This is a genomic window from Sphingomonas sp. RB1R13 (assembly GCF_036663775.1).
In the GTDB taxonomy this organism is placed as follows: domain Bacteria; phylum Pseudomonadota; class Alphaproteobacteria; order Sphingomonadales; family Sphingomonadaceae; genus Sphingomicrobium.
The window spans coordinates 319,460-344,707 of sequence record NZ_JAXOJM010000003.1; the positions used below are offsets into that span (position 1 = coordinate 319,460).

The window sequence follows — 25,248 nt, forward strand, 5'->3', positions numbered from 1 at the left end:
ACTGATCGGAAACACCTATGATTGTCTATCTGCCGACCATCAAGCAGCTGCAATATCTTGTTGCGTTGCGGGATTACGGCCATTTCGGGAAGGCAGCCGAAAGCTGCTTCGTGACTCAGTCGACCTTGTCGGCGAGTTTGCGCGAGCTAGAAACGCTGATCGGCGTGACGCTGGTCGAGCGGACCCGCCGAGTCGTGCGCTTTACGCCATTGGGGATCAAAATCGCCGAGAAAGCGCGGCGGGTGCTGCGCGAGGCCGAGGAACTGGCCGACATGGCGCGCGCCGAGGGTCTGCCGCTGACGGGCGAGCTCAGGATGGGGGTAATCCCGACGATTGCGCCCTTCTTGCTTCCCGCGATCCTGCCGAGGCTGCGGGGACGCTGGCCCGAGCTGAAGCTGTTCCTGCGCGAAGAAACGAGCCAGGCGGTGTGCGACGCGCTTCACCGCGGGCAGCTCGACTGCGTGCTCCTGGCGGCGCCCTACGCATGCGGCGATGTCGAAATGATGGAGCTGTTCGAAGACGAGCTGCTGCTCGCCTTCCCGCCGGGCGAAAATCCACCGCCGAGCATCGCAGCGCATGCGATCGACGAGCACCGGCTCCTGCTGCTCGAGGATGGCCATTGCCTCAAGGACCATGCGCTGGCGGCGTGCAACCGGCCGCAATTGCGGGCCGAGGCACGGATGCTGGGGACGTCGCTGCATACGCTGGTGCAGATGGTCGCCAACGGCCTGGGGCTCACGCTGCTCCCGCAAATGGCGGTTTCGGGGGGGATCCTCGACGGGACCGGGGTCGTCACGCGGCATCTGGATGCTGACCAGTCGTCGCGGCGGATCGCACTGGCATGGCGCAAGGGTAGCCCGCGCGCCGAGGAATTCAGGATGCTAGGTGAAGCGCTAATCGAGGCCAAGCAGCCAGCGTGACAGGCTAACCGGGCGGATGGTTGCGCCCGGCGCGTTCATCGCGATTTCAGCGCGGTGGGCCATCAGCCAGGCGAGGCAATCGGCGCGGCTATCAAAGCTGGCATAGTTCCCACGCGACGGGCGGAAGCTCGCGGAATCGAGCAAATAGCGTGAACCCCTGTGACAGCCTGCCATCCCGGCCCAGCCGCGCGCCGGGGCGACGACGGCGGCAACCCAGTAGACCTTCCTCGAATCGAGGAACTTCACTGGGGGCACCGCCGTCGCCACGCTCAGTTGGCCACCTCAACGGGTCGAGCCGGGTCGGCCTTGGCCAGATCGAAGCGGTCGGCGTTCATCACCTTGGTCCAGGCGGCGACAAAATCGCGGGCAAACTTCTCCTCATTGCCGCGCTCGGCATAAACTTCGGCGGTGGCGCGAAGCTGGCTGTTCGACCCGAAGATGAGGTCGGTGCGGGTGCCGTGCCATCTCTCCTGCCGCCCACCCCGATCGCGACCGATGAATTCCTCGTCGCTGCTCGTGTCGATCACTTCCCAGAAGGTGTCATTATCGAGCAGGTTGACGAAGAAGTCGTTGGTGAGCGTACCGGGCCGCGTGGTGAAGGCCCCGTTCCTGCTGCCGCCATGATTGGCACCAAGGACCCGAAGCCCGCCAATGAGGACGGTCATTTCGGGAACCGAAAGGCCAAGCAGCGAGGCACGATCGAGGAGCAGTTCCTCGGTCTTAACGCTGTGCTTGGTCGCCAGATAGTTGCGGAAGCCATCGGCGCGGGGCTCCATTACTTCGAAGCTTTCGGCGTCGGTCCATTCAGCGGTCGCATCGCCGCGGCCGCCCGTGAAGGGAACGTCGATCGCGAAGCCGGCGTCCTTGGCGGCTTTCTCGACCGCAGCGGTGCCAGCAAGAACGATTGCGTCGGCCATCGACAGCGAGCCGCGAAGTTCGTCGATCCTCGCGAGGATCGGCCCGAGTTCGGCGGGCTCGTTGATTGCCCAGTCCTTCTGCGGAGCAAGCCGGATCCGCGCGCCATTCGCGCCGCCGCGATGATCCGACTTGCGGTAGGTCGAGGCCGAGGCCCATGCCGTCTTGACCAGCTGGCCGACCGAGAAGCCAGCGTCGAGGATCTTGCTTTTGAACGCCGAAATATCGCCGGAAGAGGGGTCGTTTCCGGTCGGGACCGGGTCCTGCCAGATGAGGTCTTCGCTCGGCACTTCGGGCCCGAGGTAGCGTCCCTTGGGACCCATGTCGCGATGGGTCAGCTTGAACCAGGCGCGGGCGAAGGCGTCCTTGAACGCCTCGTGATCGGCACGGAATTTGTCCGAGATCACCCGGAATTCAGGGTCCATCTTGAGCGCCATGTCGGCCGTGGTCATCATCGTCGGCACGCGCTTGGAGGGATCATGCGCCGCAGGGGCCATGTCCTCCTCGCGCTGGTTGATCGGCTGCCACTGCTGCGCGCCGGCGGGCGAGCGGACGATTTCATAGTCATAGTCCATCAGCAGGCGGAAATAGTTTTCGGACCACTCGGTCGGCGTGTTGACCCACGCGCCCTCGATCCCGCTGGTGATGGTATGCTCGCCGATGCCACTCTCGTGGCTGCTGGCCCAGCCGAGACCCTGGAGCGAAATGTCGGAGCCTTCGGGAGCGTGGCCGACAAGGCTGGCGTCGCCCGCGCCATGGGCCTTGCCGAAGGTGTGACCGCCAGCGGCAAGCGCGACGGTTTCCTCATGGTTCATCGCCATGCGTTCAAACGTGATCTTGATATCGCGCGCCGACTGAAGCGGGTCAGGGTTGCCGCCCGGGCCTTCGGGATTGACGTAGATGAGGCCCATCTGGATGGCGGCGAGCGGGTTTTCGAGCTCCATCTCGCGGTCGGGCTGGATGCGGGTTTCACTGCCCTCGACCCAATTTTCCTCGGCGCCCCAATAGACGTCCTTTTCGACCTCGAACACGTCCTTGCGACCGCCGCCGAAGCCGAACACCGGACCGCCCATCGATTCGATCGCGACATTGCCGGCAAGGATGAACAGGTCGGCCCAGCTGATGTGCTTGCCGTACTTCTGCTTGACCGGCCACAGCAGGCGGCGGGCCTTGTCGAGATTGCCGTTGTCGGGCCAGCTGTTGAGCGGAGCGAAGCGCTGTTGCCCGCTCGATGCGCCGCCACGCCCGTCGGCGGTGCGGTATGTACCCGCGGCGTGCCACGCCATGCGGATGAAGAAGGGGCCGTAATTGCCATAGTCAGCCGGCCACCATGGCTTGCTGTCGGTCAGCAGTGCAACGAGATCAGCTTTCAGTGCGCCATAGTCGAGCGCCTTGAACGCAGCGGCATAATCGAAGTCAGCGCCCATCGGGTCGGGTGAGGTGCCGCCCTGATGGAGGATGTCGAGCGGAAGCGAATCGGGCCACCAATCGGTGTTCGTTCGGCCGAGAAGCGATCGGGCCGTCGCCTTGCTGACCGGGCAGCCGCCTTCGGGATTGCTGGTTTTCATGTCCATGACGCTTCAGCTCCTGAGATTTGACGCTCAGGCTAGGCGTTCATGTTCGCTTGTAAAAACGATTAAACTTCCGCGCTGCAAGCGACAAAAGCGATCAGTCGTCAAAATGCCGCATGCCGATGCGCAAATAATCCCAGCCGGTGACGAGGGTCAGCAGCGCCGCCGCCCACAGGCTGACGAGGCCAACATCGTGGACCCACGGCATTTGCGGGACGGCACCGCCCAGGATGAGGGCACCCAGCGCAACGATCTGGAAGGTGGTCTTCCACTTGGCGAGCTGACTGACCGGGACCGAGACCTGAAGGGTTGCGAGATACTCGCGAAGCCCCGAGACAATGATTTCGCGCAGCAGGATGACCAGCGCGGCGATAATGTGGAGTCCGTGAATTTCGGGATCGGGATTGGCCTTGCGGCTGGAAATCAACATCATCAGCACGGCGGCGACCATGATCTTGTCGGCAATCGGATCGAGAAACTGGCCAAGCCGCGAGATCTGCCCCTGCGCGCGGGCGACATAACCGTCGAAATAATCGGTCAGGCCGACGACGCAGTAGAGCCCGAAGGTGATTGCATAATCGATCGGCATCGGCCGCCACAGCAGGAACACCAGGATTGGCACCGCGAAAATGCGTGACAGGGTAAGGAGATTGGGAAGGGTCAACATGGAAGAGCCCTGATAGGCGCACCCGGCGCCCCGTTCAAACACCACCTGTTGCGATGGCCGAGATACCCGCTATGTCCCTCGCCACGCCCGGCTTTTCAGGGGCGAAGGAGGATCGACCAAGCGAATGCAGGACAGTCTACACCTGCTGAAATCCCGTCGGTTCCTGCCCCTGTTCGCGACCCAGTTCCTCGGCGCGTTCAACGACAACCTGTTTCGCACGTCGATGGTGCTGCTCGTCATCTATGGGATTTTCGGTGATCCCAAGCAGGAGGCGATGTTCAGCGCGGTTGCTGGCGGGTTGTTCATCCTGCCCTTTTTCCTGCTGTCGGCACTGGCCGGGCAGTTGGCCGATTCGAACGACAAGGCGCGCATCATTCGCATCGTCAAGACCGCGGAGATCGCGATCATGGTCTTCGGCGCCGCCGGGCTTTTGCTCCACAACGTGCTGCTGCTGCTGATCGCGCTGACCGCGATGGGGGTTCACTCGACCTTTTTCGGACCGATCAAATATGCCGTGCTCCCGCAACATCTCGACGATAGCGAAGTGCTGGGCGGGACCGGACTGGTCGAAGCCGGAACCTATGTCGCAATCCTTGGCGGGACGTTACTTGGCGGCGTGCTGGTTTATCAGCACGCCGACGGCTTTCACGTCGCACGCGCGGCCGTTGCCGTAGTTGTAGTCGCGCTGATCGGGCGCTGGGTCGGTGGTATGGTCCCCCCTGCCCCGCCCGATCCGGATGCGCCGACATTCACGATGGACTGGCACATAGTGCGCGCCTCGATCGCGCTGGTCAGTGCGACGCTGCATATCCGGCGATTGTTCCTCGCCATCCTCGCGATTAGCTTTTTCTGGGCGATGGGCGCGGTGCTGGCCGCGCAATTCCCGCCGCTGGTCAAGAATACGCTGGGGTCGGACCAGCATGTCGCTACGATGTTTCTGGCAGTCTTCTCGATCGGGGTGGCGCTCGGTTCGGTGGCGGTCAATCGACTGCTCGGTGGCCATGTCTCGGCACGCTATTCGCCGGCCTCGGCGCTTGGCATGGGGCTGTTCGTGCTCGACCTTTATCGGCGAGTGAAGTTTTGGCCGCCGCTCGAGCCGGGCGCCCGCTTGCGTGGATTGCAGGGCTTCCTCGACCTGCCCAACAGCTGGATGGTGGTGCTCGACCTGCTCGGCGTGGCGATCGCGGGGGGCATGTTCGTCGTCCCGCTTTACGCCTTCTTGACCACGACCGTCGCCAAGTCCGAGACCGCGCGCACCGTGGCAGCGAACAATATCGTCAATTCGGGCTTCATGGTGCTGGCGACGTCGATCCTGACCGGGGCGGTGCTGTTGGGGGTAACCGTTGCCGACAGCCTGCTGATCGTCGCGATCGCCAGCGTCATCGCCGCGTGGCTGGGCTGGCTGCTTCACAAAGCCTGCGATTAGGAGGCATGCGACTAAGAGGCGTGCGATCAAGCCTTAGGCGAAGTAGATCATCACCGCGACGAATCCGCTTAGGAAGGTCGTTGCGAACAGTCGCAAATCGTCAGTCGTTCGCGCCGACGGTTGCACGATTTCAACAAGTTCGGTGAGGAAAATGCGACCGCGCCCGAACAGGCGGGGGTCAAGGGCAATGACAGCTCGCATCAGACGCATTCCATATCTTAACGATGCTTTTACCATGTGTGCAACGCTCGAAATCGGACGCGCGGTTCCGGCGTCCCGGGGTGGGACGGAAAGGGATAATCGTCGGTAGAAGTGGAGGGCTAGAGCGCCCGCGTGATCGGCTGGATTACGTCGCAGGCGGCGGAGACGGTGCCGCCGACAAGGCTTGCCCGGACCATTGTGCCGGCCTGGTCGGCGGTCATCGGCTTGCCGAAATACCAGCCCTGCCCGACCGCACAGCCCATTGCGACGACCGATTCGAGGGTTGCCGCGTCCTCGATGCCCTCGACCGTCACGGGCACGTCGAGCGCGGTCGCCAATGTGGTGACAGCGCGGACGATCGCCGCGCTTTGGCGATCACGGTGAATGGTGGCGATGAAGCTTCGGTCGATCTTGATCACGTCAAATGGCAGGGTTCGCAGGTAAGACAGCGACGAGAAGCCCGTGCCGAAGTCATCCAGCGCGATCTGGATGCCCTGGTTTTTCAGGCTGTCAACGATTGTCCGCGCCTGGTCGATGTCGGCGAACAGCGAACTTTCAGTAATCTCGATCACTAGACGGTTGGCGGGAAGCCCGGTTTCATTCAGCATCCGGACGATCTTTTGCGCAAGCCAAGCATCGCTGAGCATCTTTGGCGACACATTGACCGACAGCTTGACCGAGGGGTGCCACTCGACTGCGGCGCGGAATGCAGCGCGCATGACCTGTTCGGACAAGCGCCCGATGAGCCCAATCTCCTCGGCGACGGGGATGAACTGGTCAGGCATAATGAGCCCTGAAAGGCGGTGGTTCCAGCGAGCAAGCGCTTCAAAGCCGACCAGCGTCCCTGTCGCGAGATCGATCTGGGGCTCGAAATAGGGCTCGAACTGCTCATGCTCGAGGGCGAAGCGGATGCCTTGCTCGATCTCGCTATGTGCGATCAGGGCGCTTTCCATACCAGCATCGAACAACAGCGGTCGCGCGCTTCGGCTGCTGCGCGCCTGATCGAGCGCGATGTCGGCGCGGCGGAGCAAGTCGGCGACAGCGACCGAGCGACCGTCGGCGGTGGCAATGCCGATATAGGCGCCAACCTGAATATGCTTGCCGTCGATCTGATAGGGCTGGGTGATCGTCCGCAGCAGGATCTCGCTAAGCGAGTGAACCGAAGCGGTCTCGGTCGCGGGACGAATCAGCGACACCGCCAGCTCATCGCCTGACAGGCGTGCGACAGCTACCTCGCGATCGACCAGCGACAATATCGCCGTCGCCAGCCGACGAAGCAGTTCATCGCCGACGTCGAACCCATGGCGATCGTTGATCAGCTTGAAGCGGTCCAGCTGGATCGAAATCATCGCCAGCGACAGCCCTTCGGCATCGGCACGTTCGGCCAGCCGCGCGCCTTGGTCGGCGAAACCCTTGCGGTTGAGCAACCCGGTCATGGCATCGGTCGTCGCCATCGCCAGCGCCCGGGCGTCGCTCTCGGCGCGCTTCTCGCTTTCATGATGAAGGTCGACGTACCGCCGCCAGCCGAACAGGATCAACGCAACATTGAGGCATAGCGCGGTCGTGGCGACCTTGACCCCGCCCGCGGCGTCCGCCCCGGTAAACTGCAGTTCGCGGAAGAAGAGGCTGCCGTTCCAGATCAACAATATGATGGCGCCGATCAGGATGCCGAGCACGACCAGGTCGCGCCGAGCACTGGCAACCGAATTGGACTGGACCCATCGGCTAGAAGGGATTTTATACGACACCGCTTGCCTTTAGCAAACGCATGTTAACAAACTCCCTCCATAATGGAGGGACCCTAGAGGAGACGTTCGGTACGTGTCGTACACGGATTGAGGCGCTCAGAGAGTCGCGTGGTCCACAGACTTTCTTGTCAAGAGTTTACAGCTTTGCTCTTTTCCGACGGCCATGTTGCGCTTGCGAACGTAGTAGCCGTTCATGCTTCAACCAACGGGAACTGCCATGACCTACTCCAGCCAGATTGCCGACGCCGACCAGACGATCCGCCGCTTCAATGGCACCTGGGACGGAATCAGCGCCGAAAGCGTCGCGCGGATGCGGAGCCAGAACCGGTTCCGCACCGGGCTCGACATCGCGCGCTACACTGCGAGGATCATGCGCGACGACATGGCCGCCTACGATGCCGATCCAGCGCACTACACCCAGTCGCTGGGCTGCTGGCACGGCTTCATTGCCCAACAGAAGCTCATCTCGATCAAGAAGCATTTCGGGACGACCAAGGGGCGCTACCTCTATCTGTCAGGCTGGATGATCGCCGCGCTGCGCAGCGATTTCGGCCCCCTACCTGACCAGTCGATGCACGAGAAGACCAGCGTTCCGGCGCTGATCGAGGAGATTTACACCTTCCTCAAGCAGGCCGACGCGCGCGAACTGGGGATGATGTTCCGCGAACTCGATGCCGCGCGCGATGCCGGTGACGAAATGAAGGCGCACCAGATCCAGTCGGTAATCGACAATTACGAGACTCATGTCGTGCCGATCATTGCCGACATCGATGCCGGTTTCGGGAATGCCGAAGCGACGTACCTGCTCGCCAAGAAGATGATCGAGGCGGGCGCCTGTGCGCTGCAGATCGAGAATCAGGTGTCGGACGAGAAGCAGTGCGGCCACCAGGATGGCAAGGTCACCGTGCCCCACGAGGATTTCAACGCCAAGATCCGCGCCTGCCGCTATGCCTTCATGGAGCTGGGAATCGACGACGGAATCATCGTCGCGCGGACCGACAGTCTGGGCGCCGGCCTGACCAAGCAGATCGCGGTGTCGAAGGAGCCGGGTGACATCGGCGACCAGTATAACAGCTTCCTTGACTGCGAGGAGATAGATCCCGCCACCGCGCGCAACGGCGACGTCATCCTTAACCGCGACGGCAAGATGATGCGGCCCAAGCGCCTGCCTTCGAATCTGTTCCAGTTCCGCGCCGGGACCGGGGCCGACCGCTGCGTGCTCGACTGCATCACCTCGTTGCAGAATGGTGCCGACCTGCTGTGGATCGAAACCGAGAAGCCCCACATCGAGCAGATCGCATCGATGGTCGACCGCATCCGCGAGGTCGTGCCTAACGCCAAGCTGGCCTATAACAACTCACCGTCGTTCAACTGGACGCTGAACTTCCGCCAGCAGGTCTATGACGCCTGGGCCGAAGCGGGTCGTGACGTCTCGGCCTATGACCGTGCCAAGCTGATGGGCATTGCTTATGACCAAACCGAGCTTGGCGCCGAGGCCGACGAGAAGATCCGCGACTTCCAGCGGGCGAGCGCGGCCCGGGCGGGGATCTTCCACCACCTCATCACCCTGCCGACTTACCACACCGCGGCACTGTCGACCGACAGCCTGGCCAAGGAATATTTCGGCGAGGCGGCGATGCTAGGCTACGTCAAGGGCGTCCAGCGCGAGGAAATTCGCCAAGGCATCGCCTGCGTCAAGCACCAGAACATGTCGGGCAGCGACGTGGGCGACGATCACAAGGAATATTTCGCCGGGGAAGCCGCGCTCAAGGCGGGCGGCGCACACAATACGATGAACCAGTTCGCTGCGGCGTAAGCGGGCTGGCGATCGATCAAATTGGCCGCCGCGTCCTGACCAGGCGCGGCGGTCTTCGTTTGTCTAAAGCTGGTGCGGACGGCGGGACTCGAACCCGCACGCCTCAAGGGCAGAAGATTTTAAGTCTCCAGCGTCTACCGATTCCGCCACGTCCACACGGGCGACGGGTTCGCCCGCCGCAGGCGTCGCGTCAAGCTATTCGGCGGTGACTTCGCTCAGGTTTAGGCGCTCGCGCATTTCCTTGCCCGGCTTGAAATAAGGCACGCGCTTGGCCGACACGTCAACCGCTTCGCCGGTCCGCGGGTTGCGGCCGACGCGGGCGTCGCGCTGCCGAGTCGAAAAGGCGCCGAAGCCGCGCAGCTCGACCCGTCCGCCTTCGGCGAGTTGGGTCGTGATCGAGTCGAACAGGGCGGCAACGACACCCTCGACCTCACGCTGGGTGAGATCCGGGAAGTCGCCGCACAACTTTTGCACCAGTTCAGATCTTATCATTGCCCCGCCCGCTCGCTTAATTGCTGCACACCCCCTGCGCGCACGCAAGGAAACTGTCAAAAAAAAGACGGCGGCGCAAGCGTTTCCACGCTTGCTCCGCCGTTTCCTTTGGTCAGCCGCAGGTTATCCCACAACTTCGACCCGTTACTTCTACTTCTTGGCAGCCTTCAGCGCTTCGCCGAGGATGTCGCCGAGGCTGGCACCCGAATCCGACGAACCATATTGGGCAACCGCCTGCTTCTCTTCCGAGATCTGCAGCGCCTTGATCGAGAAGGTCGGCTTCTTCGAGCGGTCGAAGCCGGTGACCTGAGCATCGAACTTCTGACCGACCTGGAAGCGCTCGGGCCGCTGCTCGTCACGGTCACGGCCAAGGTCGGTGCGCTTGATGAAGCCGGTGACGCCATCGTCGCCGACCTGGACCTCAAGGCCCCCGTCGCGAACTTCGAGCACGGTCACGGTGACCGTCTCGTTCTTGTTGACGCCAGTGCCGCCCGAAGTGCCCGCGCCGCCGGCAGCAACGCCGCCACGCTCAAGCTGCTTCATGCCGAGGCTGATGCGCTCCTTTTCGACATCGACGTCGAGGACGATCGCCTTGACGCTTTCACCCTTGTGATGAAGCGCAAGCGCCTCTTCGCCGGTGACGCCCCAGGCGATGTCCGACATGTGGACCATGCCGTCGACGTCGCCATCAAGGCCGATGAACAGACCGAATTCGGTGGCGTTCTTGACTTCGCCCTCGACCGTCGAGCCGACCGGATGCTTGTCCGCGAAATCGCCCCACGGGTTCGACTGGGCCTGCTTGAGACCGAGCGAAATGCGGCGCTTTTCTTCGTCGACCTCGAGGATCTTGACTTCGACTTCCTGCGAAGTGCTGACAATCTTGCCCGGATGGACGTTCTTCTTGGTCCAGCTCATTTCCGAGACATGGACCAGGCCTTCGATGCCCGGCTCGAGCTCGACGAAAGCGCCATATTCGGTGATGTTGGTAACGCGGCCGGTAAAGTTGCCCTCGATCGGGTACTTCGCCTGCGCGCCCTCCCACGGATCGCTTTCGAGCTGCTTCATGCCTAGGCTGATGCGCTGGGTCTCGCGGTTGATGCGAATGATCTGCACCTTGACCGTGTCGCCGATGGCGATGACTTCGCTCGGATGGCCGACGCGCTTGTAGCTGATGTCGGTGACGTGAAGCAGGCCGTCGATGCCGCCGAGGTCAACGAACGCACCGTAATCGGTGATGTTCTTGACGATGCCCTCGATCACCTGACCTTCGGCCAGGCTGAGGATCAGGCCCGAACGCTGCTCGGCGCGGGTCTCTTCCAGGATGGCGCGACGCGATACGACGATGTTGCCGCGACGGCGATCCATCTTGAGAATCTGGAACGGCTGCGGCAGGTCCATCAGCGGGCCGACGTCGCGCACCGGGCGGATGTCGACCTGCGAACCAGGAAGGAAGGCCACGGCGCCGCCGAGGTCGACCGTGAAGCCGCCCTTGACCCGGCCGAAGATCGTGCCTTCGACGCGCTCGCCCTTTTCGAATTCCTTTTCCAGCTTGTCCCACGCGGCTTCGCGGCGGGCGCGGTCGCGCGACAGCATCGCTTCGCCCATCGCATTCTCGACCCGGTCGACGAACACTTCGACTTCATCGCCGACCTTCAGCTCGGCCTTCTGGCCGGGCAGGGCGAATTCACGCAGCGGGACGCGCCCTTCGGACTTAAGGCCGACGTCGATCACCGCGAGATCATTCTCGATCCCGGTGACGATGCCCTTGACGACCTTGCCCTCGAAGGACTCATTCTCGCCGCCAAGCGATTCATTGAGGAGTGCGGCGAAATCGTCGCGGGTGGGAAATGCCGTAGTGGCCATAAAAAATTGGTCTTTCAAAAAGCGTTTCGGCCGCTGGCCGGACCAACGTGGTCGGCTTCCGTCGAGCGGACTTTGGTGAAACCCTGAACGCCCTCCAGACCCCATGCCGGGAGGGCATCTGGTGGCTGCGCTGCAGGCGACTGGCCATGGCAACAGCGCGAGAGACCCGGCGGCGCCGAGGCGGCACCGGGACCATCGCGCTCGCCAGATGACGGGCCGCCCGCGGGACGCACCCGCCGGACGCGTGCGCTCTTAGCGCAAGTGGGGGTGCAAGGGCAAGGTTTTGCTCCCTGTGCCACCGTTGCGCGTGGTGCTAGGTTCACCGCCATGACTTCAGCCCCGTCCTTGCCATGAGCGTCGCCTTTCGCCGGGAGAGCGACGAGGAGCATCTCGAGCCGCGGTTCGAGCTGCCGATCCCGGTCGGCCCCAATTTGGTAACCCGGCGAGGCCATGCGCTGATCGTGGCGCGCAATGCCGATCTGGAGGCGCTGCTCGTCCTGGCCGAGGGCGAGGAAGCGCGCAAGCCGGTGCTTCGCGACCTGCGCTACTGGCGCAATCGGCTGGCGACGGCGCATGTCGCGCCGCCGGCAACAGGCGAAATCGTCGCGATCGGGACCCGCGTGACGTTTCATCGCGACGGGATACCGCGGACGATCGACATTGTCGGGCATGACGAAAGCGACCCCGCCACCAGCCGCCTTGCCTATTCGGCGCCGCTGGCGCGCGCGCTGATCGGGGCCAGGGTCGGTGACGAGGTTGACGCGCCGGGGAGTGATTCGACGCTAGAGGTCATCTCGATCGAGCCCCTGCCCGACGAGGGCTAGGCGAGGCGGTCGTCGACCAGCGCGATGGCGGCGGCGATCGCCTGATCGACGGTCATTGCCCCGGTATCGAGCAGCGCGGCATCGGCGGCCTGGAGCAAGGGGGCCGCTGTTCGCCCCGAGTCGCGGGCATCGCGGGCCCGGATGTCGGTCAGCACTTCGTTGAAGTGGACGGACTTGCCGCGCCTGACGAGTTCGTCGAACCGGCGCCGGGCGCGGATTTCGGGGGCGGCGGTGACAAACAGCTTGGCGGTCGCATCGGGGGCGATAACGGTTCCCGTGTCGCGCCCGTCGAGCACGGCGCCCGCCGGCTGGTCGGCAAATTCGCGCTGCCGTTCGAGCAAGGCGGCACGCACCGCCGGAAATGCGGAGATACGCGAGGCGACTTCGCCGACAATTTCGGAGCGAAGTTCGGGATCATCGACCGGGACCAACCCGCTTTTGCATGCGCGGACCGCTTCGAACTCGCTGCCTGGATCCCCGCCCCAGCGCAGCAAGGCCAGCGCGACCATACGGTAAAGCATACCGGTATCGAGGTGTGGCAGCTCATAATGTGCGGCAAGCGCGCGGGCGATCGTGCCCTTGCCGCTGGCCGCGGGACCGTCGACGGCGATGACGAAAGATGATTTCACGATGGCCCGCGCTTTGACACCGGGCCAGGGCTATGGCAAGGCGCCCGCCGACTGGCCGGGACCCTCCGGCCTACCCGAAAACACTGGAGACGTGGCCAGATGGTCAAGCCCGAATGGGGTCACAAGCGCACTTGCCCCAAATGTTCGACCCGCTTTTACGATCTTGGCAAGGACGAGCCCGTCACGTGCATTGCGTGCGGTGCGACGTTCGTGCCAGAATCTGTGCTGAAGTCGAAGCAGCCGCAGGCGTTCGAGGCAGCGCAGCCCGATAAGCAGAAGGAAAATGAGGATCTCGCTGCCGAGGACTTGGTCCCTGACGAGGACGAGGAAATCTCGGCCGACGACGAGGTCGATCTTCAAACCAGCGAGGACGGGCTCGGAGTCGAGACCAGCACCGAGGAAGAAGAACATTAATTGATCGGCCGGCCGTCGCACCCAGCGATGGCCGGCGATCCATTTGCGGCCCGATGTTTTTTGGGTTTGCAGCGAAGGGTTGATCGCCTAAAGGCGCACATATTGGGGCCGTAGCTCAGCTGGGAGAGCGTCGCGATGGCATTGCGAAGGTCTGGGGTTCGATCCCCCACGGCTCCACCACTATTCTGAAAAGCCCGCGGTATTCGCGGGCTTTTTTGTATCTGCCGGATCGACCGAGCGCACATGCGAAAACGGCGGCGTCTCGCGACGCCGCCGTTCCGTTAGACTGTCAACTCTTGAGCGGTTAAGCCTTAGAGCTTGGCCGACACGTTACCGAACGTGGTCGACAGCTTGCTGCCAACGGCAGTCATCGCGCCGATGGCGGCGACGGCGATCAGAGCGGCGATCAGGCCGTACTCAATCGCGGTGGCGCCCTTGTTATTCTTGATCAGCTTGAGAAACTTCGACATGTCTGGTCTCCTAAATGTTCCACGTGGGGATGTTTGATCCCCCACCAGAGCCTGTCCTGTTGGCCCCGGTTGAATGCAGAATTAGGGTGCGACCGTTGAGAAAGACTTAAAGCGGCAGGTTAGCGGGTCTTAACCATCAATTTTTTTTTGATCCGCCAAAACCAATTTTTCGCGAAGCATCATCGACCGCCCTTGCGTCCGCCTTGGTGACGGATGTTGGCGGGCCGCCCGCGACGAGGGCCGCGCGGCGCAGTGCGATCCTTGCGCGGTCCGGTCCCGCCGCCACCGAATTTGCCCTGGGGAAGTTCGAACCGGAGCGCGCCCGAGACGGGATTGGCCTCGACCAGCTTGAGCTCGAGCTTCTGGCCCTGGCGGAAGGTTTCACCCGTGTCGTCCCCAACCAGCGCCTTCGCCGCTTCGTCATAACGAAAATATTCATTACCGAGAATCGCGGCGGGAACGAGCCCGTCTCCGCCTAAGCCCTCAACCGTAGCGAAGAAGCCGAACGGCTGCACCCCGCTGATACGGCAGGCAAGCAGTTGCCCGACCCGGTCGCTGAGGAAGGCCGCGACGTAACGGTCGATGGTTTCGCGCTCTGCCTCCATCGCGCGTCTCTCGAGCATCGAGATATGCTCTCCCAGCGTTTCCATCCCCGCGGCCGCACCGTCGGACATCGCGCCCTCGCCGAGGCGATAGCTGCGCACCAGGCTGCGGTGAACGACCAGATCGGCATAGCGGCGAATCGGCGAGGTGAAGTGGGCGTAGCTGCCCAGCGCGAGCCCGAAATGGCCCAGATTCTGCGGACCATAGCGCGCCTGCATCTGGGTCCGGAGCACCTGCTCCATGATCTCGGGCCGGGCGTCATGGTCGCCAACCCGCTCCAGGATATGATTGAAGGTCTGCGGGCGGACGACCTGGCCAAGCGCGAACTCGATCTCGAAGGTGGCGAGATAATCCTTGAGCGCGACCAGTTTCTCGCGCCCCGGGCCTTCGTGGATGCGGTACATCACCGGGGCCTTCTTCGCCTCCAGCGCTTTCGCGGCGGCGACATTGGCGGCGATCATATAATCCTCGACCAGCCGATGCGCGTCGAGCCGTTCGCGCGGGGCGACCGAGAGAATGCGGCCCTTTTCGTCGAGCATGACGCGCCGTTCGGGCAGGTCGAGATCGAGCGGCTGGCGCTTCTCGCGCGCCGCAAAGAGAGCAGCCCAGCAGGCCCACAGGGGCTTCAGCGCGCCCTCGACGATCTCGGCGTCGACAAGTCCCGCCGTCCCGTCGATCGCACCCTGCGCGTCCTCGTAAGCGATGTTGGCGACGACACGGATTTTGGCGCGGGTGAAGCGCCAAGACAGCAAGGCACCATCCTTGCCGACAACCATGTGGCAGGCGAGTGCCGCGCGATCCTTGCCGGCCTTCAGCGAGCAGATATCGGCCGACAATTCCTCGGGCAGCATCGGCACGACGCGATCAGGAAAATAGACGCTGTTGCCGCGAGCCTTGGCCTCCTTGTCGAGCGCCGATCCTTCGCGGACGTAGAAGCTGACGTCAGCGATGGCGACGATTGCGTCCCACCCGCCGTCGTCGCGCGGGCTCGCCCAGATGGCGTCGTCATGGTCGCGGGCATCGGCGGGGTCGATCGCGACGATCGGCAAGTGCGTCAGGTCTTCGCGCTGGCCGAGGTCGAGTTTCGCGACCTGCTCGGCCTCGGCGATCACGTCCTCGCCGAACGTGTCGCGAAGACCGTGCTTGTGGATCGCGATCAGGCTGAAGCTGCGCGGGGCAAAGGGGTCGCCGAGAATCGCGTCGACGCGCGCCGTCACACGCGGCGGGCGCCCCGACGGTTCGGCGAGGACGAGGTCGCCGGGCTGGGCATTGTTCAGGTCCGAGATCATGATCTCGCGCCGCTCGCGCTTGTCGACCGGGGACAGATAGTGACGGCTGCCCTCCTGCTTGATGACGCCGAGGAGGAGTTCGGCCGACTTCGCCAACAGCTTCATCGGGTGAGCGACGAGGCCCCTGCCCGCTTCCTCGGTCCGCGCAAGAATGCGGTCGTTGAGTGCAAGGCTAGACTTGCGGCCCTTTTCGATCACGCGCAGCCGTGGCGGCGGGGTCTCGGCGTGCCATTGCTCGGGAATAGCGAGCACCTGCCCATCCTCGACCGACACGACCCGCAGCACGGTCACGCGCGGCACTCCGCCGGTCTTGTGGAAGGCGCGGCCAGGCGCCGAATCAATCAGCCCCTCGTCGGCCATGTCCTTGAGCAGCGCCTTGAGCATAATCTTCTCATGCCCCGACAGGCTGAAGGCGCGGGCGATCTCGCGCTTGCCGGCGGGCTGGCCCGACTGCTCGATGAACTCAAGGATCTGCTTGGCGGTGGGGAGGCCCTTGGCGGGGCGCGATTTATTGACAGGCATTGCCGCCCCCTAGCCGTCTTTGCGAGCGTAGCGAAGCAATCCAGTATTAGGTCGCTGGGTTGCTTCGCCACGCTCGCAATGACGATTCACTTCGCCGGGGGCGCCACATAGGGCTTGAACGCGCCGCCCGGGACGGCGCTGGCAACGGGGCTTTCGAAGCCGGCGGCGCTGACCGAGGAGACGCCGAACACCCAATCGTCGACGCGGATGTGGGGGAGGACGGTTTCGCAAGGGAATTCGAAAGATTCAGTCTTCTGCAAGGTTCCATCCGCAGGAGCGTTCATCGAACTTACCTGCTTGCACACCGTTCGGAACGACACCGTTCGGTACGATCCCCAAGTGGCTGCGTCGGTGCGGCGCCATGTTATGCGATATCCGGCAGACCCAACGGCACGCCACCTCACGGTAGTGTCCTTCGATACCGCCCCCTCCACCATCGGCTCGGGCGGCGGCGGGGCGCTCGCGATCGCGGCCAAAGCCGCTGTGTTCAGTTTCACAATTTTCGCGAGGTACGGAAAGTCCATCACGCCGATAGTGTCGCCGTAGACGACGCCCTTCTTAGTACGGACATCCTGATGCTGCTGATTGTAATTCTCGACCGCGACCGACAGGCGCACGGCGGGGTAGCCGGCGTTGAGGAATTCGGTGTGGTCCCCTCCCCGCCCGAAGCGGTCGTTGCGCCAGATTTGGCGCACGTCGAGACCGATGTTCAGCCGGTCCGCCAGCCCATCGAGATAGCGCGAAATGTTGCGTGACGGACTGTCATTCTCGCCACCCAGGCTGCGCTGCGCCTCCGATAATTCCTCGCGCCCCTGCCAGCGCGGGCCTTCGGAGAACACCCGGACATGGGTCGAATCGCACACCCCGTCCGACCCACAGCTGTTGCCGATGATGTCGTTGTTGAGGTTGGCGATGATGTTCCAGCCCTGCGCCTTTGCGTAATCGGCGAGGAGCTTGCCGCCATAGAGCCCCTGCTCTTCGCCCGAGAGCAGGGCATAGACGATCGTGCCCGGGAACTTGTGCTTCGACAGCACGCGCGTCGTCTCGAGTACCGCGGCACTGCCCGACCCGTCGTCATTTGCCCCCGGCGCGTCGGCGGTCGCGTTCATCGGATCGGTCACGCGGCTGTCGATATGGCCGGTGATGATAACGACATCGTTCGGCCGCTCGGTGCCGCGCTGGATGGCAATCACGTCGGTCAGCCTCGTCGGCTGCGGCACGCGCTCGCCCTGCACCATCGTCGACGGCCGCGCGATGACCAGGCACCCGCCGCACGCTGCAGAATAATGCGCGAACTCGCCCGCGCCCCAGTTCAGTGCCGCTCCGATACCGCGCTTCGGATCGGTCTGCGACGACAGCGTGTGCCGCGTTCCGAACCCGACCAGCGCGGCGACATCGGCGCGTAGCCTCTCGGCGCTTACCGGTGCGATGATCGCGCGCAGACGCGCGTCGGGGGATGGCGTGGCAGTGGCGGCAAGCGCCGCGAGCAGGAACAAGGACATGGCCTTCACCTAGCCGGTCGAGCATCGCCAGCAAATCCTTTTGCCTTTGCAGGCGTAGACTGGCAAAATGGCCAGTGACAAAGCGACTGCGAAATCCGCATTCGCCGATCCGATCATTTCGTTTGGCATTGCTGTGCCTCGATCGACCATCACAGGAGCTCCTACCGTGGCCACCGCCCTACAGATCGTCCAGTCGTCCGAAGCCGAGGAAATCGCCGAGCTGGTGGCTCGCTCGCGCGCGGCGCAGGAGCAGATCGCCCATTATACACAGGAGCAGGTCGATGCCCTGATCCGCGCGATGGTCTGGTCGGTCGCGCGGCCCGGCGTTGCCGAGATGATCGCGCAAAAGACCGTCGATGAAACTCAACTGGGCAATTACGACGGCAAATATCTCAAGATATTCCGCAAGACCCGCGCCACGCTGATGGACATTATCGACGACAAGTCAGTCGGCGTGATTGAGGAGGATCCGGTCCGCAACATCGTCAAGATCGCCAAGCCGGTCGGGGTGATCGGTGCGCTGTCGCCCTCGACCAACCCCGAAGCGACTCCGGTGATCAAGGCGATCTCGGCGGTCAAGGGACGCAATTCGATCATCGTTGCGCCCCATCCGCGCGCGAAGCTGACCAACAAGCTGATCTGCGACCTGATGCGCGCGGCGATCGTCAAGATGGGCGCCCCGGCCGACATCGTGCTGAGCATCGACGTTCCCTCGGTCGAGAAGACCAACGAGCTGATGCGCCAGTGTGACCGGGTGCTGGCGACGGGCGGCAGCGCGATGGTCACGGCGGCCTATTCGAGCGGCACGCCCGCGCTTGGCGTGGGCGTTGGCAATGCGGTCATCACGGTCGACGAGACCGCCGACCTCGACGCCGCCGCGGAGAAGATTCGCCTGTCCAAGACGCTCGACCTCGCCGCCTCGTGCAGCAGCGACAATGCCGTTATCCTGGTCGACGCCATTTACGATGAAATGCTTGGCAAGCTGGTCGCCAAGGGCGGGCTGGTGCTCGACGATGATCAGAAGGCAAAATTGCAGGGTGCAATCTGGGTCGACGGCCACATCAACGCCAAGGTGGTCGCGCAGACCCCGCAATTCATCGGCAGCTATGCCGGGTTCGACGTTCCGCAAGACACGCAATTCTTCATCGTCCACGAGACCGGTGCGGGCGCCGCTTATCCCTTCTCGGGCGAGAAGATGACGGTGACGATGGCCGTCTATCGGGCTAGGGATATCGACGACGCGATTGCGCTGACCAACCGAATCCAGGCCTATCAGGGCCAGGGCCACAGCTGTGGCATTTATTCGCGGTCGGATGCCAATATCCTCAAGCTGGCCGAGGGAACGCGGACCAGCCGGGTGATGGTCAACCAGCCTCAGTCGGCATCCAACAGCGGCAATTTGTGGAACGGCATGCGCCAGACCTTTTCGCTTGGCTGTGGCAGCTGGGGCGGCAATGGCACCAACAACAACATCACTTGGCGCGACCTGATCAACGAGACGTGGGTGTCGAAGCCGCTCGCGGTGCCGAAAACCCTGCCGAGCGACGAAGAGCTGTTCGGCGACGTTATGGCAAAGCTCGCTTGAGCGGGGTAGCGGAGCGCCGCCGGGCCTCCAGCGGATCGCCGTTCGAAGCGTCGATCGGCTTCTCGCGCGCGGTCCGCGTCGGCAACCGGATTCTGGTATCGGGGACTGCGCCGATCGAGGCCGACGGGTCGTCGACTGTCGGCGACGCGGGGGTGCAGACGACGCGCTGCCTTCAGGTAATCGTGGCGGCGGTCGAAGAGCTTGGCGGGACGGTCGACGACATTGTGCGGACACGGGTATTCCTGCTTGATGCCGCCGAGGCCGGGCTGATCGGTGCGGCGCATGGCGCGGTGTTCGGCGAGATCCGCCCGGCGTCGTCGATGATCATTGTCGCGGGTCTGCTCCGCCCCGAATGGCGGCTCGAAATCGAGGCCGAAGCGTTGGTCGGCCATGAAGAAGCATAGCCACACTGCGGTGCTCGCGGCGCTCGCTCTCGCCGCTTGCCAGCAGCAGGCCCCTGCCAATGTCGCGAACAATGACCCTGCGACCCCGATCAATGCCGCGCTTCCGCCCACCGATCATGCCGCGGCGAACGCGGGCAATGGGGTTGCCTCCCCGCCCCCGCCAAGGGTCGCCCTTGATCGAGTTACGCTTCCGCCACGGACGCGCATCCCCGACCATTTTCAGGGGCGATGGGGATTGAACAAAGCCGACTGCACGTCGACCAGGAGCGATGCTAAGGGATTGCTGACAATCAGCGACGTGCGGCTGACTTTCTACGAAGCCAGGGGCACGCTCGAAAAGGTGATCGGCGCGACTGACACCAGCTTCGCCGCCCGCTACAGCTTTTCGGGCGAGGGCCAGAGTTGGATGCGGACCGAACGGTTCGCCCTGGTCAAGGCCGAGCTTCACCGCACGACCGATGCCGAGCCGGGCCAGGAGCCGCCGGTCAATCTGACCTATACGCGCTGCCCCGGTTGACGAGCCATACCCCGGCGCTAGGGCAGGCGACATGAGCCAGTTCGACCTCACCGAGGACCAGCGCGCGATCCAGGACATGGCGCGCAAGTTCACCGCTGACGAAATCACGCCCCACGCCGCCGAGTGGGACGAGAAACATATTTTCCCGCGCGCGACGATCCGCGCTGCAGCCGAATTAGGCTTTGGGTCGATTTACGTGTCGGAACAAAGCGGCGGAATCGGGCTTGGACGATTGGAGGCAGCGCTGATCATGGAAGCGATGGCCTATGGCTGTCCCTCGACCAGCGCATTCATCTCGATCCACAACATGGCCGCGTGGATGATCGACCGCTTCGGCGACGATGTGGTGAAGGCGAAGTACCTCCCCGCGATGCTGACAATGGAACAGCTTGGAAGCTATTGCCTAACCGAGCCCGGATCGGGATCGGACGCCGCGGCGCTCAAGACACGCGCCGTACGCGACGGCGACCATTATGTCGTCTCGGGATCGAAGGCGTTCATTTCGGGCGGCGGTGAGAACGAACTGTACGTGACGATGGTGCGCACCGGGGAAGACGGGCCGAAAGGCATTTCCTGCCTGGTCATCGAGAAAGACATGGCCGGCGTTTCGTTCGGCGCGCCCGAGAAGAAATTGGGCTGGCATTCCCAGCCCACCGCCCAAGTCAATTTCGACGAGGTCCGGGTGCCCGTCGCCAACCGCGTCGGCGGTGAGGGCGAAGGCTTCCGGATCGCGATGATGGGACTCGACGGGGGCCGCCTCAACATCGGTGCCTGCTCCTTGGGTGGCGCCCAGCGATGCCTCGACGAGGCGGTCAGCTACACCAAGGAACGCAAGCAGTTCGGCCACGCCATCGCCGACTTTCAGGCGACCCAGTTTACGCTCGCCGACATGGCAACCGATCTTGAGGCGGCGCGGGCCCTGTTATATCTCGCCGCCGCCAAGGTCAGCGACAACGCCCCCGACAAGACCCGTTTCGCGGCAATGGCGAAGCGATTGGCGACCGACAATGGCTCCTCGATCGTCGATCGTGCGCTGCAATTATTCGGCGGCTATGGCTATCTGCAGGACTATCCGATCGAGCGCTTCTGGCGCGATTTGCGAGTCCATTCGATCCTTGAAGGCACCAACCAGGTCATGCGCATGATCGTCAGCCGCGACATGCTGCGGCAGGGATGACCGCCGTGAATCTTGATGCAGAGGTCGTCACCCGCCGCGACGGCGCGGTCGGGCGGATCACGCTGAACCGCCCAAAGGCGATTCACGCGCTCAATCTCGCGATGTGCGAAGCGATGAGCGCGGCGCTGATCGAGTGGCGCGACGACCCGTCGATCGAGGCAATCATCATCGACCATGCGCCGGGCACACGCGGCTTCTGCGCCGGGGGCGACGTCGTCATGCTGGCAAAATCGGGCGCTTCCGGCGGCGAGGCGGCGGACGCCTTCTTCCACGCCGAATATCGCCTCAACCACCTATTGTTCAGCTACCCCAAGCCTTGCCTCGCGATCATGGACGGGATCACGATGGGGGGCGGGGTCGGCATCGCGCTGCCATGCGACTATCGGGTCGCCACCGACAACACCAAGTTCGCCATGCCCGAGACCGGGATTGGGTTGTTCCCGGATGTGGGTGGGGGTTGGTACCTGCCGCGCTTGCCGGGCCGTGTTGGCGAGTTCATGGCGTTGACCGGGGCCCGGCTCGACGGCGCCGAATGTCATTATCTGGGACTTGCGACCCATTATGTCCGGTCGGACGAGGTGGCCGATCTGATCAAGCGGATCGTCACCGCTCCCGCACGATTGGCCGGCGCGCTCGGTACCGCCGCGACGACCCCGCCCGATCCGCGCATCGCCGCCAATGAGTTCGCCATCCACAAGCATTTCGCTTCGGACAGGCTTGAGGACATTCTCGCCGCGCTCGATGCCGACGGCAGCGACTGGGCGAAGACCGAGGCAGGGACGATCCGCACCAAGAGCCCGCTGTCGTGCAAAGTTTCATTGCGGCTGATGGCCGAGGGCAAGCTGCGCACTGACTTCGCCGATGAAATGGCGGCGGAGTATGCGCTCGCCAGCCATGTCGCGCGGGCTCATGATTTCCACGAAGGGGTGCGCGCACTGCTGATCGACAAAAGTGGCGCACCAGATTGGCAACCGGCCTCGCCCGAAACCGTCGACGACGCCATGCTCGATGCCTTGTTCGCCCCTGCGGCAACGGCATGGACTCCCTTCCCGCAAGCCAAGGTGCCGGCATGAGCTACGAAACAATCCTGGTCGAACAGCGCGGCGCGGTGACGCTGGTCACGCTCAACCGCCCGCAGGCGCTGAATGCGCTTAATTCAGGGGTGCTTCGCGACCTGATAGCCGCCTTTGCCGCCTATGATGCCGACGACAGCCAGCGCTGCCTCGTGCTGACCGGGTCGGAAAAAGCGTTCGCCGCCGGCGCGGACATCAAGGAAATGCAGAGCCAGGGCTTCGCCGACATGTATGGCGCGAACTTCTTCGCCGGCTGGGAACAGGTCACTCGCACGCGCAAGCCATGGCTCGCCGCCGTGTCAGGGTTTGCGCTCGGCGGGGGTTGCGAACTCGCCATGATGGCCGACTTCATCATCGCGTCCGACAGCGTCAAATTCGGTCAGCCCGAGATCAAGCTGGGCGTCTCCCCCGGGATGGGCGGGTCGCAGCGGCTGACGCTGGCGATTGGCAAAGCCAAGTCGATGGAGATGTGCCTGACCGGCCGCATGATGGGCGCCGAGGAAGCCGAACGCGCCGGACTCGTCGCAAAAGTCGTCCCTGCTGCAGACTTGCTGGCCGAAGCGATCAAGACCGCTGAGGCAATTGCGGCCATGGCGCCGCTCGCCGCGATCGCGACCAAGGAAATGGTTAATGCGACGTTCGAAATGACCCTCGCGCAGGGCATCAACTTCGAACGGCGCTTGTTTCACGGCCTGTTCGGTTCCGCTGATCAAAAGGAAGGCATGGCGGCCTTTGTCGAGAAGCGCCCCGGCAACTGGACCGGTCGCTAAGCGGCAACCACAATCATCGCTGCACGCAAAAAAAAGCCCCGAGGATTGCTCCCCGGGGCTATTTTTCTGTGCCTTGTGAATGGCGGCCGCCGAAGCGACCGCCCCACCCTTACTGACCCGAACCCGGGCCGAAGGTGATTTCCACGCGGCGGTTCTGCGGCTCGCGCACACCGTCGGCGGTCTCGACCAGCGGACGGCTCTCGCCGAACGCCTGGGTCGTGATTGCACCGTCGGCAACACCCTTGCCAGCAAGATAGGCCTTCACGGCATCCGCGCGACGCTGCGACAGCGCAACGTTGTAGGCGTCTCCGCCCGACTTGTCGGCGTGGCCGGCAAGCATGACCGAAGCCTTGCCGGTCTGCTGATAGGCAGCAGCGGCATTGTCGAGGATCGCGGCGGCTTCCGGCGTGATGTCCGACTTGTCCCAGTCGAAGAACACGATGAACGGACCAACCGGAACCGGAGCCGGAGCCGGGCAAGCCGACGTCGCCGGGATCACCGAACCGTCAGCGCACGTGATCGTGGCGGGCGGCGGCGGGGGAGGCGGCGGGGGCGGAGGCGGCGGCGGGGGTGGCGGCGGCGCGAAGTTGAAGATCAGGCTCGCCAGAAGCGAGTGCGACCGGAAGCGGGTGCGGTAAGTGCCCCCAGCTGCATCGTTAAAGCGAAGCTTGCTCACGTTGAAGTAGCGATACTTCACGCCAATGTCGATGTTGGGGCTGATCGACTTGCGAACGCCGGCAATCGCCTGCCACGCAAGGCGGCTGTCGCGATCGAACACGCTTGCACCAATAGCCGGCACGGAAACGTCATATTTGACGCGCGCAATACCAAGACCACCGCCGACGTAGCCGTTCCAGCCACTGTCGTCGCCGAAGTCGAGCATCAGATTGCCCATCGACGAAACCACCGAGGCATGGCCATCGGCATTATAGGTCCCGGCAGGAACGTTGGGAACGCCACGGGTGACGACATCCTTGATGCCCGCACGCTTGTAGCCGATTTCGGCTTCGGCGCGGAACATGCCGAAATCATAACCGCCTATAAGGTCGGCATCGATGCCGGTCTTGTGGTCGACGGTGATGCCCTTCGGTGCATTGACGACTGTAGCGCCGTTGCGGACGAGAGTGTAGTTGAAGCTCGTGTCTTCAACGATCATCGCGCCGCCTTCGACGCCAACATACCAGGCGTGGTCAAGAGCGAGCGCGGGACTCGCGATCGCCGACGAAGCGAGCGCCAGCGTAATGGCTAGCTTGCGCATAGGATATCCCCTTTCACATGCGTTCGGATAGTGAACTGCCGGCGCACATTATGGGGAGGCAATCGGGCGCGCAAGCCAGCTTGGGGCCGCGTCTGTTGCGCAAAAGCCTCAATAACGTTGATTTCCCGCAAGAAAGTATCGTTGGATACGTTAATTGCCGATCAGGCCATGAGTCCGCAAGGTTGCGAGCAGGCTTGCCAATGTCGCCCGCGATTGGCTGTCGACTGTCGTTCCACCGGCTGGATCGGGGATTGCCGCGCCGCGACTGCCAACGACCTGATTGCCGCCGATGGTCACGAGCGACCCGCGCAGATCGCCGTAAATCCAGCTTGATCCGCGATAGACTGCGTCGATCCCCTCGCTCGCGACAACTGCCTTCAGTCCCTCTCGCGGTGCGACAAAGCGCCAACCGCCCTCGGTTGCAACGGCAATCTGGTCGACCTTGCCCGCCCAAGCCCCGCTCGCGCCCGATGCCACAATATAGCAACGTCCCGGCGTCGGGCTCCCCGGGGGCACACCCAGCGCGCGCTGCTCGACACAGGCCCCCGCCAGCGCATCGATCAAGGCCAGTGCCTCATTATGCGTCACCTCC

Annotated in this window: 24 protein-coding genes and 2 tRNA genes; 12 read left to right on the plus strand and 14 right to left on the minus strand. The window is 63.5% G+C overall.

The genetic code is table 11. The annotated features are described in order from the left end of the window. Nucleotides 1-17 precede the first annotated feature (17 nt). A complete protein-coding gene (locus tag U1700_RS11045) occupies nucleotides 18-920 on the plus strand; it encodes a LysR substrate-binding domain-containing protein (RefSeq protein ID WP_332752711.1) in 903 nt (300 codons plus the stop codon). Here U1700_RS11045 and U1700_RS11050 read toward each other — a convergent pair. The 3 genes from U1700_RS11050 to pgsA form a co-directional block, all read right to left on the minus strand. Next, on the minus strand, nucleotides 894-1,166 hold the full coding sequence (locus U1700_RS11050; protein ID WP_332752712.1) for a hypothetical protein: 273 nt from the start codon (nucleotides 1,164-1,166) through the stop codon (nucleotides 894-896). The genes U1700_RS11045 and U1700_RS11050 overlap by 27 nt on opposite strands. Before the next feature lie 23 nt (nucleotides 1,167-1,189). Continuing rightward, nucleotides 1,190-3,409 (minus strand): catalase/peroxidase HPI, encoded by a 2,220-nt coding sequence (gene katG / locus U1700_RS11055; protein WP_332752713.1) that lies wholly within the window; start codon nucleotides 3,407-3,409, stop codon nucleotides 1,190-1,192. A 94-nt stretch (nucleotides 3,410-3,503) separates the two neighbouring features. Then, a complete protein-coding gene (pgsA, locus tag U1700_RS11060; protein WP_332752714.1) occupies nucleotides 3,504-4,073 on the minus strand; it encodes a CDP-diacylglycerol--glycerol-3-phosphate 3-phosphatidyltransferase in 570 nt (189 codons plus the stop codon). Between the two features lie 124 nt (nucleotides 4,074-4,197). On the opposite strand from pgsA, the gene U1700_RS11065 reads away from it, so the two are divergent. Then, nucleotides 4,198-5,499, plus strand: a complete 1,302-nt coding sequence (locus U1700_RS11065; protein WP_332752715.1) for an MFS transporter — start codon at nucleotides 4,198-4,200, stop codon at nucleotides 5,497-5,499. 33 nt (nucleotides 5,500-5,532) lie between these two features. On the opposite strand, the gene U1700_RS11070 is transcribed toward U1700_RS11065, so the two are convergent. Then, nucleotides 5,533-5,700, minus strand: a complete 168-nt coding sequence (locus U1700_RS11070) for a hypothetical protein (RefSeq protein ID WP_332752716.1) — start codon at nucleotides 5,698-5,700, stop codon at nucleotides 5,533-5,535. A 119-nt stretch (nucleotides 5,701-5,819) separates the two neighbouring features. Further along, nucleotides 5,820-7,448 (minus strand): putative bifunctional diguanylate cyclase/phosphodiesterase, encoded by a 1,629-nt coding sequence (locus U1700_RS11075; protein ID WP_332752717.1) that lies wholly within the window; start codon nucleotides 7,446-7,448, stop codon nucleotides 5,820-5,822. A gap of 217 nt (nucleotides 7,449-7,665) precedes the next feature. Here U1700_RS11075 and U1700_RS11080 point away from each other — a divergent pair, with 217 nt between their 5' ends. Then, nucleotides 7,666-9,264 carry an isocitrate lyase gene (locus tag U1700_RS11080; RefSeq protein WP_332752718.1) on the plus strand — a complete coding sequence of 533 codons (1,599 nt, stop codon included), beginning with the start codon at nucleotides 7,666-7,668 and terminating at the stop codon, nucleotides 9,262-9,264. Between the two features lie 70 nt (nucleotides 9,265-9,334). Here the strand turns inward: U1700_RS11080 and U1700_RS11085 are convergent. From U1700_RS11085 to rpsA, 3 genes are all read right to left on the minus strand, one after another. Further along, nucleotides 9,335-9,420, minus strand: a tRNA-Leu gene (locus tag U1700_RS11085). A gap of 39 nt (nucleotides 9,421-9,459) precedes the next feature. Continuing rightward, nucleotides 9,460-9,756, minus strand: coding sequence for an integration host factor subunit beta (locus tag U1700_RS11090; RefSeq protein ID WP_332752719.1), 297 nt, complete (start codon nucleotides 9,754-9,756; stop codon nucleotides 9,460-9,462). A 150-nt stretch (nucleotides 9,757-9,906) separates the two neighbouring features. Next, nucleotides 9,907-11,619, minus strand: coding sequence for a 30S ribosomal protein S1 (gene rpsA, locus U1700_RS11095; RefSeq protein ID WP_332752720.1), 1,713 nt, complete (start codon nucleotides 11,617-11,619; stop codon nucleotides 9,907-9,909). Nucleotides 11,620-11,969: 350 nt separating this feature from the next. Between rpsA and U1700_RS11100 the strand changes: the two genes are divergently transcribed. Next, nucleotides 11,970-12,443: a GreA/GreB family elongation factor gene (locus tag U1700_RS11100; RefSeq protein ID WP_332752721.1), complete on the plus strand. Its 474-nt coding sequence runs from the start codon at nucleotides 11,970-11,972 to the stop codon at nucleotides 12,441-12,443. Here U1700_RS11100 and U1700_RS11105 read toward each other — a convergent pair. Continuing rightward, nucleotides 12,440-13,072, minus strand: a complete 633-nt coding sequence (locus U1700_RS11105; RefSeq protein WP_332752722.1) for a (d)CMP kinase — start codon at nucleotides 13,070-13,072, stop codon at nucleotides 12,440-12,442. The genes U1700_RS11100 and U1700_RS11105 overlap by 4 nt on opposite strands. Before the next feature lie 99 nt (nucleotides 13,073-13,171). Here U1700_RS11105 and U1700_RS11110 point away from each other — a divergent pair, with 99 nt between their 5' ends. Beyond that, nucleotides 13,172-13,486 (plus strand): TIGR02300 family protein, encoded by a 315-nt coding sequence (locus U1700_RS11110; RefSeq protein ID WP_332752723.1) that lies wholly within the window; start codon nucleotides 13,172-13,174, stop codon nucleotides 13,484-13,486. A gap of 104 nt (nucleotides 13,487-13,590) precedes the next feature. Then, a tRNA-Ala gene (locus tag U1700_RS11115) sits at nucleotides 13,591-13,666 on the plus strand. A gap of 131 nt (nucleotides 13,667-13,797) precedes the next feature. On the opposite strand, the gene U1700_RS11120 is transcribed toward U1700_RS11115, so the two are convergent. The 3 genes from U1700_RS11120 to U1700_RS11130 form a co-directional block, all read right to left on the minus strand. Next, the gene (locus tag U1700_RS11120; protein WP_332752724.1) at nucleotides 13,798-13,956 is read right to left on the minus strand and encodes a Flp family type IVb pilin; all 159 of its coding nucleotides are present in this window, start codon (nucleotides 13,954-13,956) and stop codon (nucleotides 13,798-13,800) included. Between the two features lie 179 nt (nucleotides 13,957-14,135). Further along, entirely contained in the window at nucleotides 14,136-16,370 is a 2,235-nt protein-coding gene (gene rnr / locus U1700_RS11125) for a ribonuclease R (RefSeq protein WP_332752725.1), read from the minus strand. Nucleotides 16,371-16,456: 86 nt separating this feature from the next. Then, the gene (locus tag U1700_RS11130; RefSeq protein WP_332752726.1) at nucleotides 16,457-17,872 is read right to left on the minus strand and encodes a M28 family peptidase; all 1,416 of its coding nucleotides are present in this window, start codon (nucleotides 17,870-17,872) and stop codon (nucleotides 16,457-16,459) included. Between the two features lie 166 nt (nucleotides 17,873-18,038). Here U1700_RS11130 and U1700_RS11135 point away from each other — a divergent pair, with 166 nt between their 5' ends. Genes U1700_RS11135 through U1700_RS11160 form a run of 6 tightly spaced genes read left to right on the plus strand, consistent with a single transcriptional unit; the run spans nucleotide 18,039 to nucleotide 23,398 of the window. Then, nucleotides 18,039-19,457 (plus strand): aldehyde dehydrogenase family protein, encoded by a 1,419-nt coding sequence (locus U1700_RS11135; RefSeq protein WP_332752727.1) that lies wholly within the window; start codon nucleotides 18,039-18,041, stop codon nucleotides 19,455-19,457. Next, nucleotides 19,454-19,861 carry a RidA family protein gene (locus tag U1700_RS11140; RefSeq protein WP_332752728.1) on the plus strand — a complete coding sequence of 136 codons (408 nt, stop codon included), beginning with the start codon at nucleotides 19,454-19,456 and terminating at the stop codon, nucleotides 19,859-19,861. The genes U1700_RS11135 and U1700_RS11140 overlap by 4 nt, the downstream gene beginning before the upstream one ends. Then, nucleotides 19,848-20,378 carry a hypothetical protein gene (locus U1700_RS11145; protein WP_332752729.1) on the plus strand — a complete coding sequence of 177 codons (531 nt, stop codon included), beginning with the start codon at nucleotides 19,848-19,850 and terminating at the stop codon, nucleotides 20,376-20,378. The genes U1700_RS11140 and U1700_RS11145 overlap by 14 nt, the downstream gene beginning before the upstream one ends. Before the next feature lie 31 nt (nucleotides 20,379-20,409). Continuing rightward, a complete protein-coding gene (locus U1700_RS11150) occupies nucleotides 20,410-21,555 on the plus strand; it encodes an acyl-CoA dehydrogenase family protein (RefSeq protein ID WP_332752730.1) in 1,146 nt (381 codons plus the stop codon). A gap of 5 nt (nucleotides 21,556-21,560) precedes the next feature. Then, on the plus strand, nucleotides 21,561-22,628 hold the full coding sequence (locus U1700_RS11155) for an enoyl-CoA hydratase/isomerase family protein (protein ID WP_332752731.1): 1,068 nt from the start codon (nucleotides 21,561-21,563) through the stop codon (nucleotides 22,626-22,628). After that, a complete protein-coding gene (locus U1700_RS11160; protein WP_332752732.1) occupies nucleotides 22,625-23,398 on the plus strand; it encodes an enoyl-CoA hydratase-related protein in 774 nt (257 codons plus the stop codon). The genes U1700_RS11155 and U1700_RS11160 overlap by 4 nt, the downstream gene beginning before the upstream one ends. Before the next feature lie 109 nt (nucleotides 23,399-23,507). On the opposite strand, the gene U1700_RS11165 is transcribed toward U1700_RS11160, so the two are convergent. Then, a complete protein-coding gene (locus U1700_RS11165; protein WP_332752733.1) occupies nucleotides 23,508-24,656 on the minus strand; it encodes an OmpA family protein in 1,149 nt (382 codons plus the stop codon). A 150-nt stretch (nucleotides 24,657-24,806) separates the two neighbouring features. Then, nucleotides 24,807-25,244, minus strand: coding sequence for a DUF2793 domain-containing protein (locus U1700_RS11170; protein WP_332752734.1), 438 nt, complete (start codon nucleotides 25,242-25,244; stop codon nucleotides 24,807-24,809). Nucleotides 25,245-25,248 lie beyond the last annotated feature (4 nt).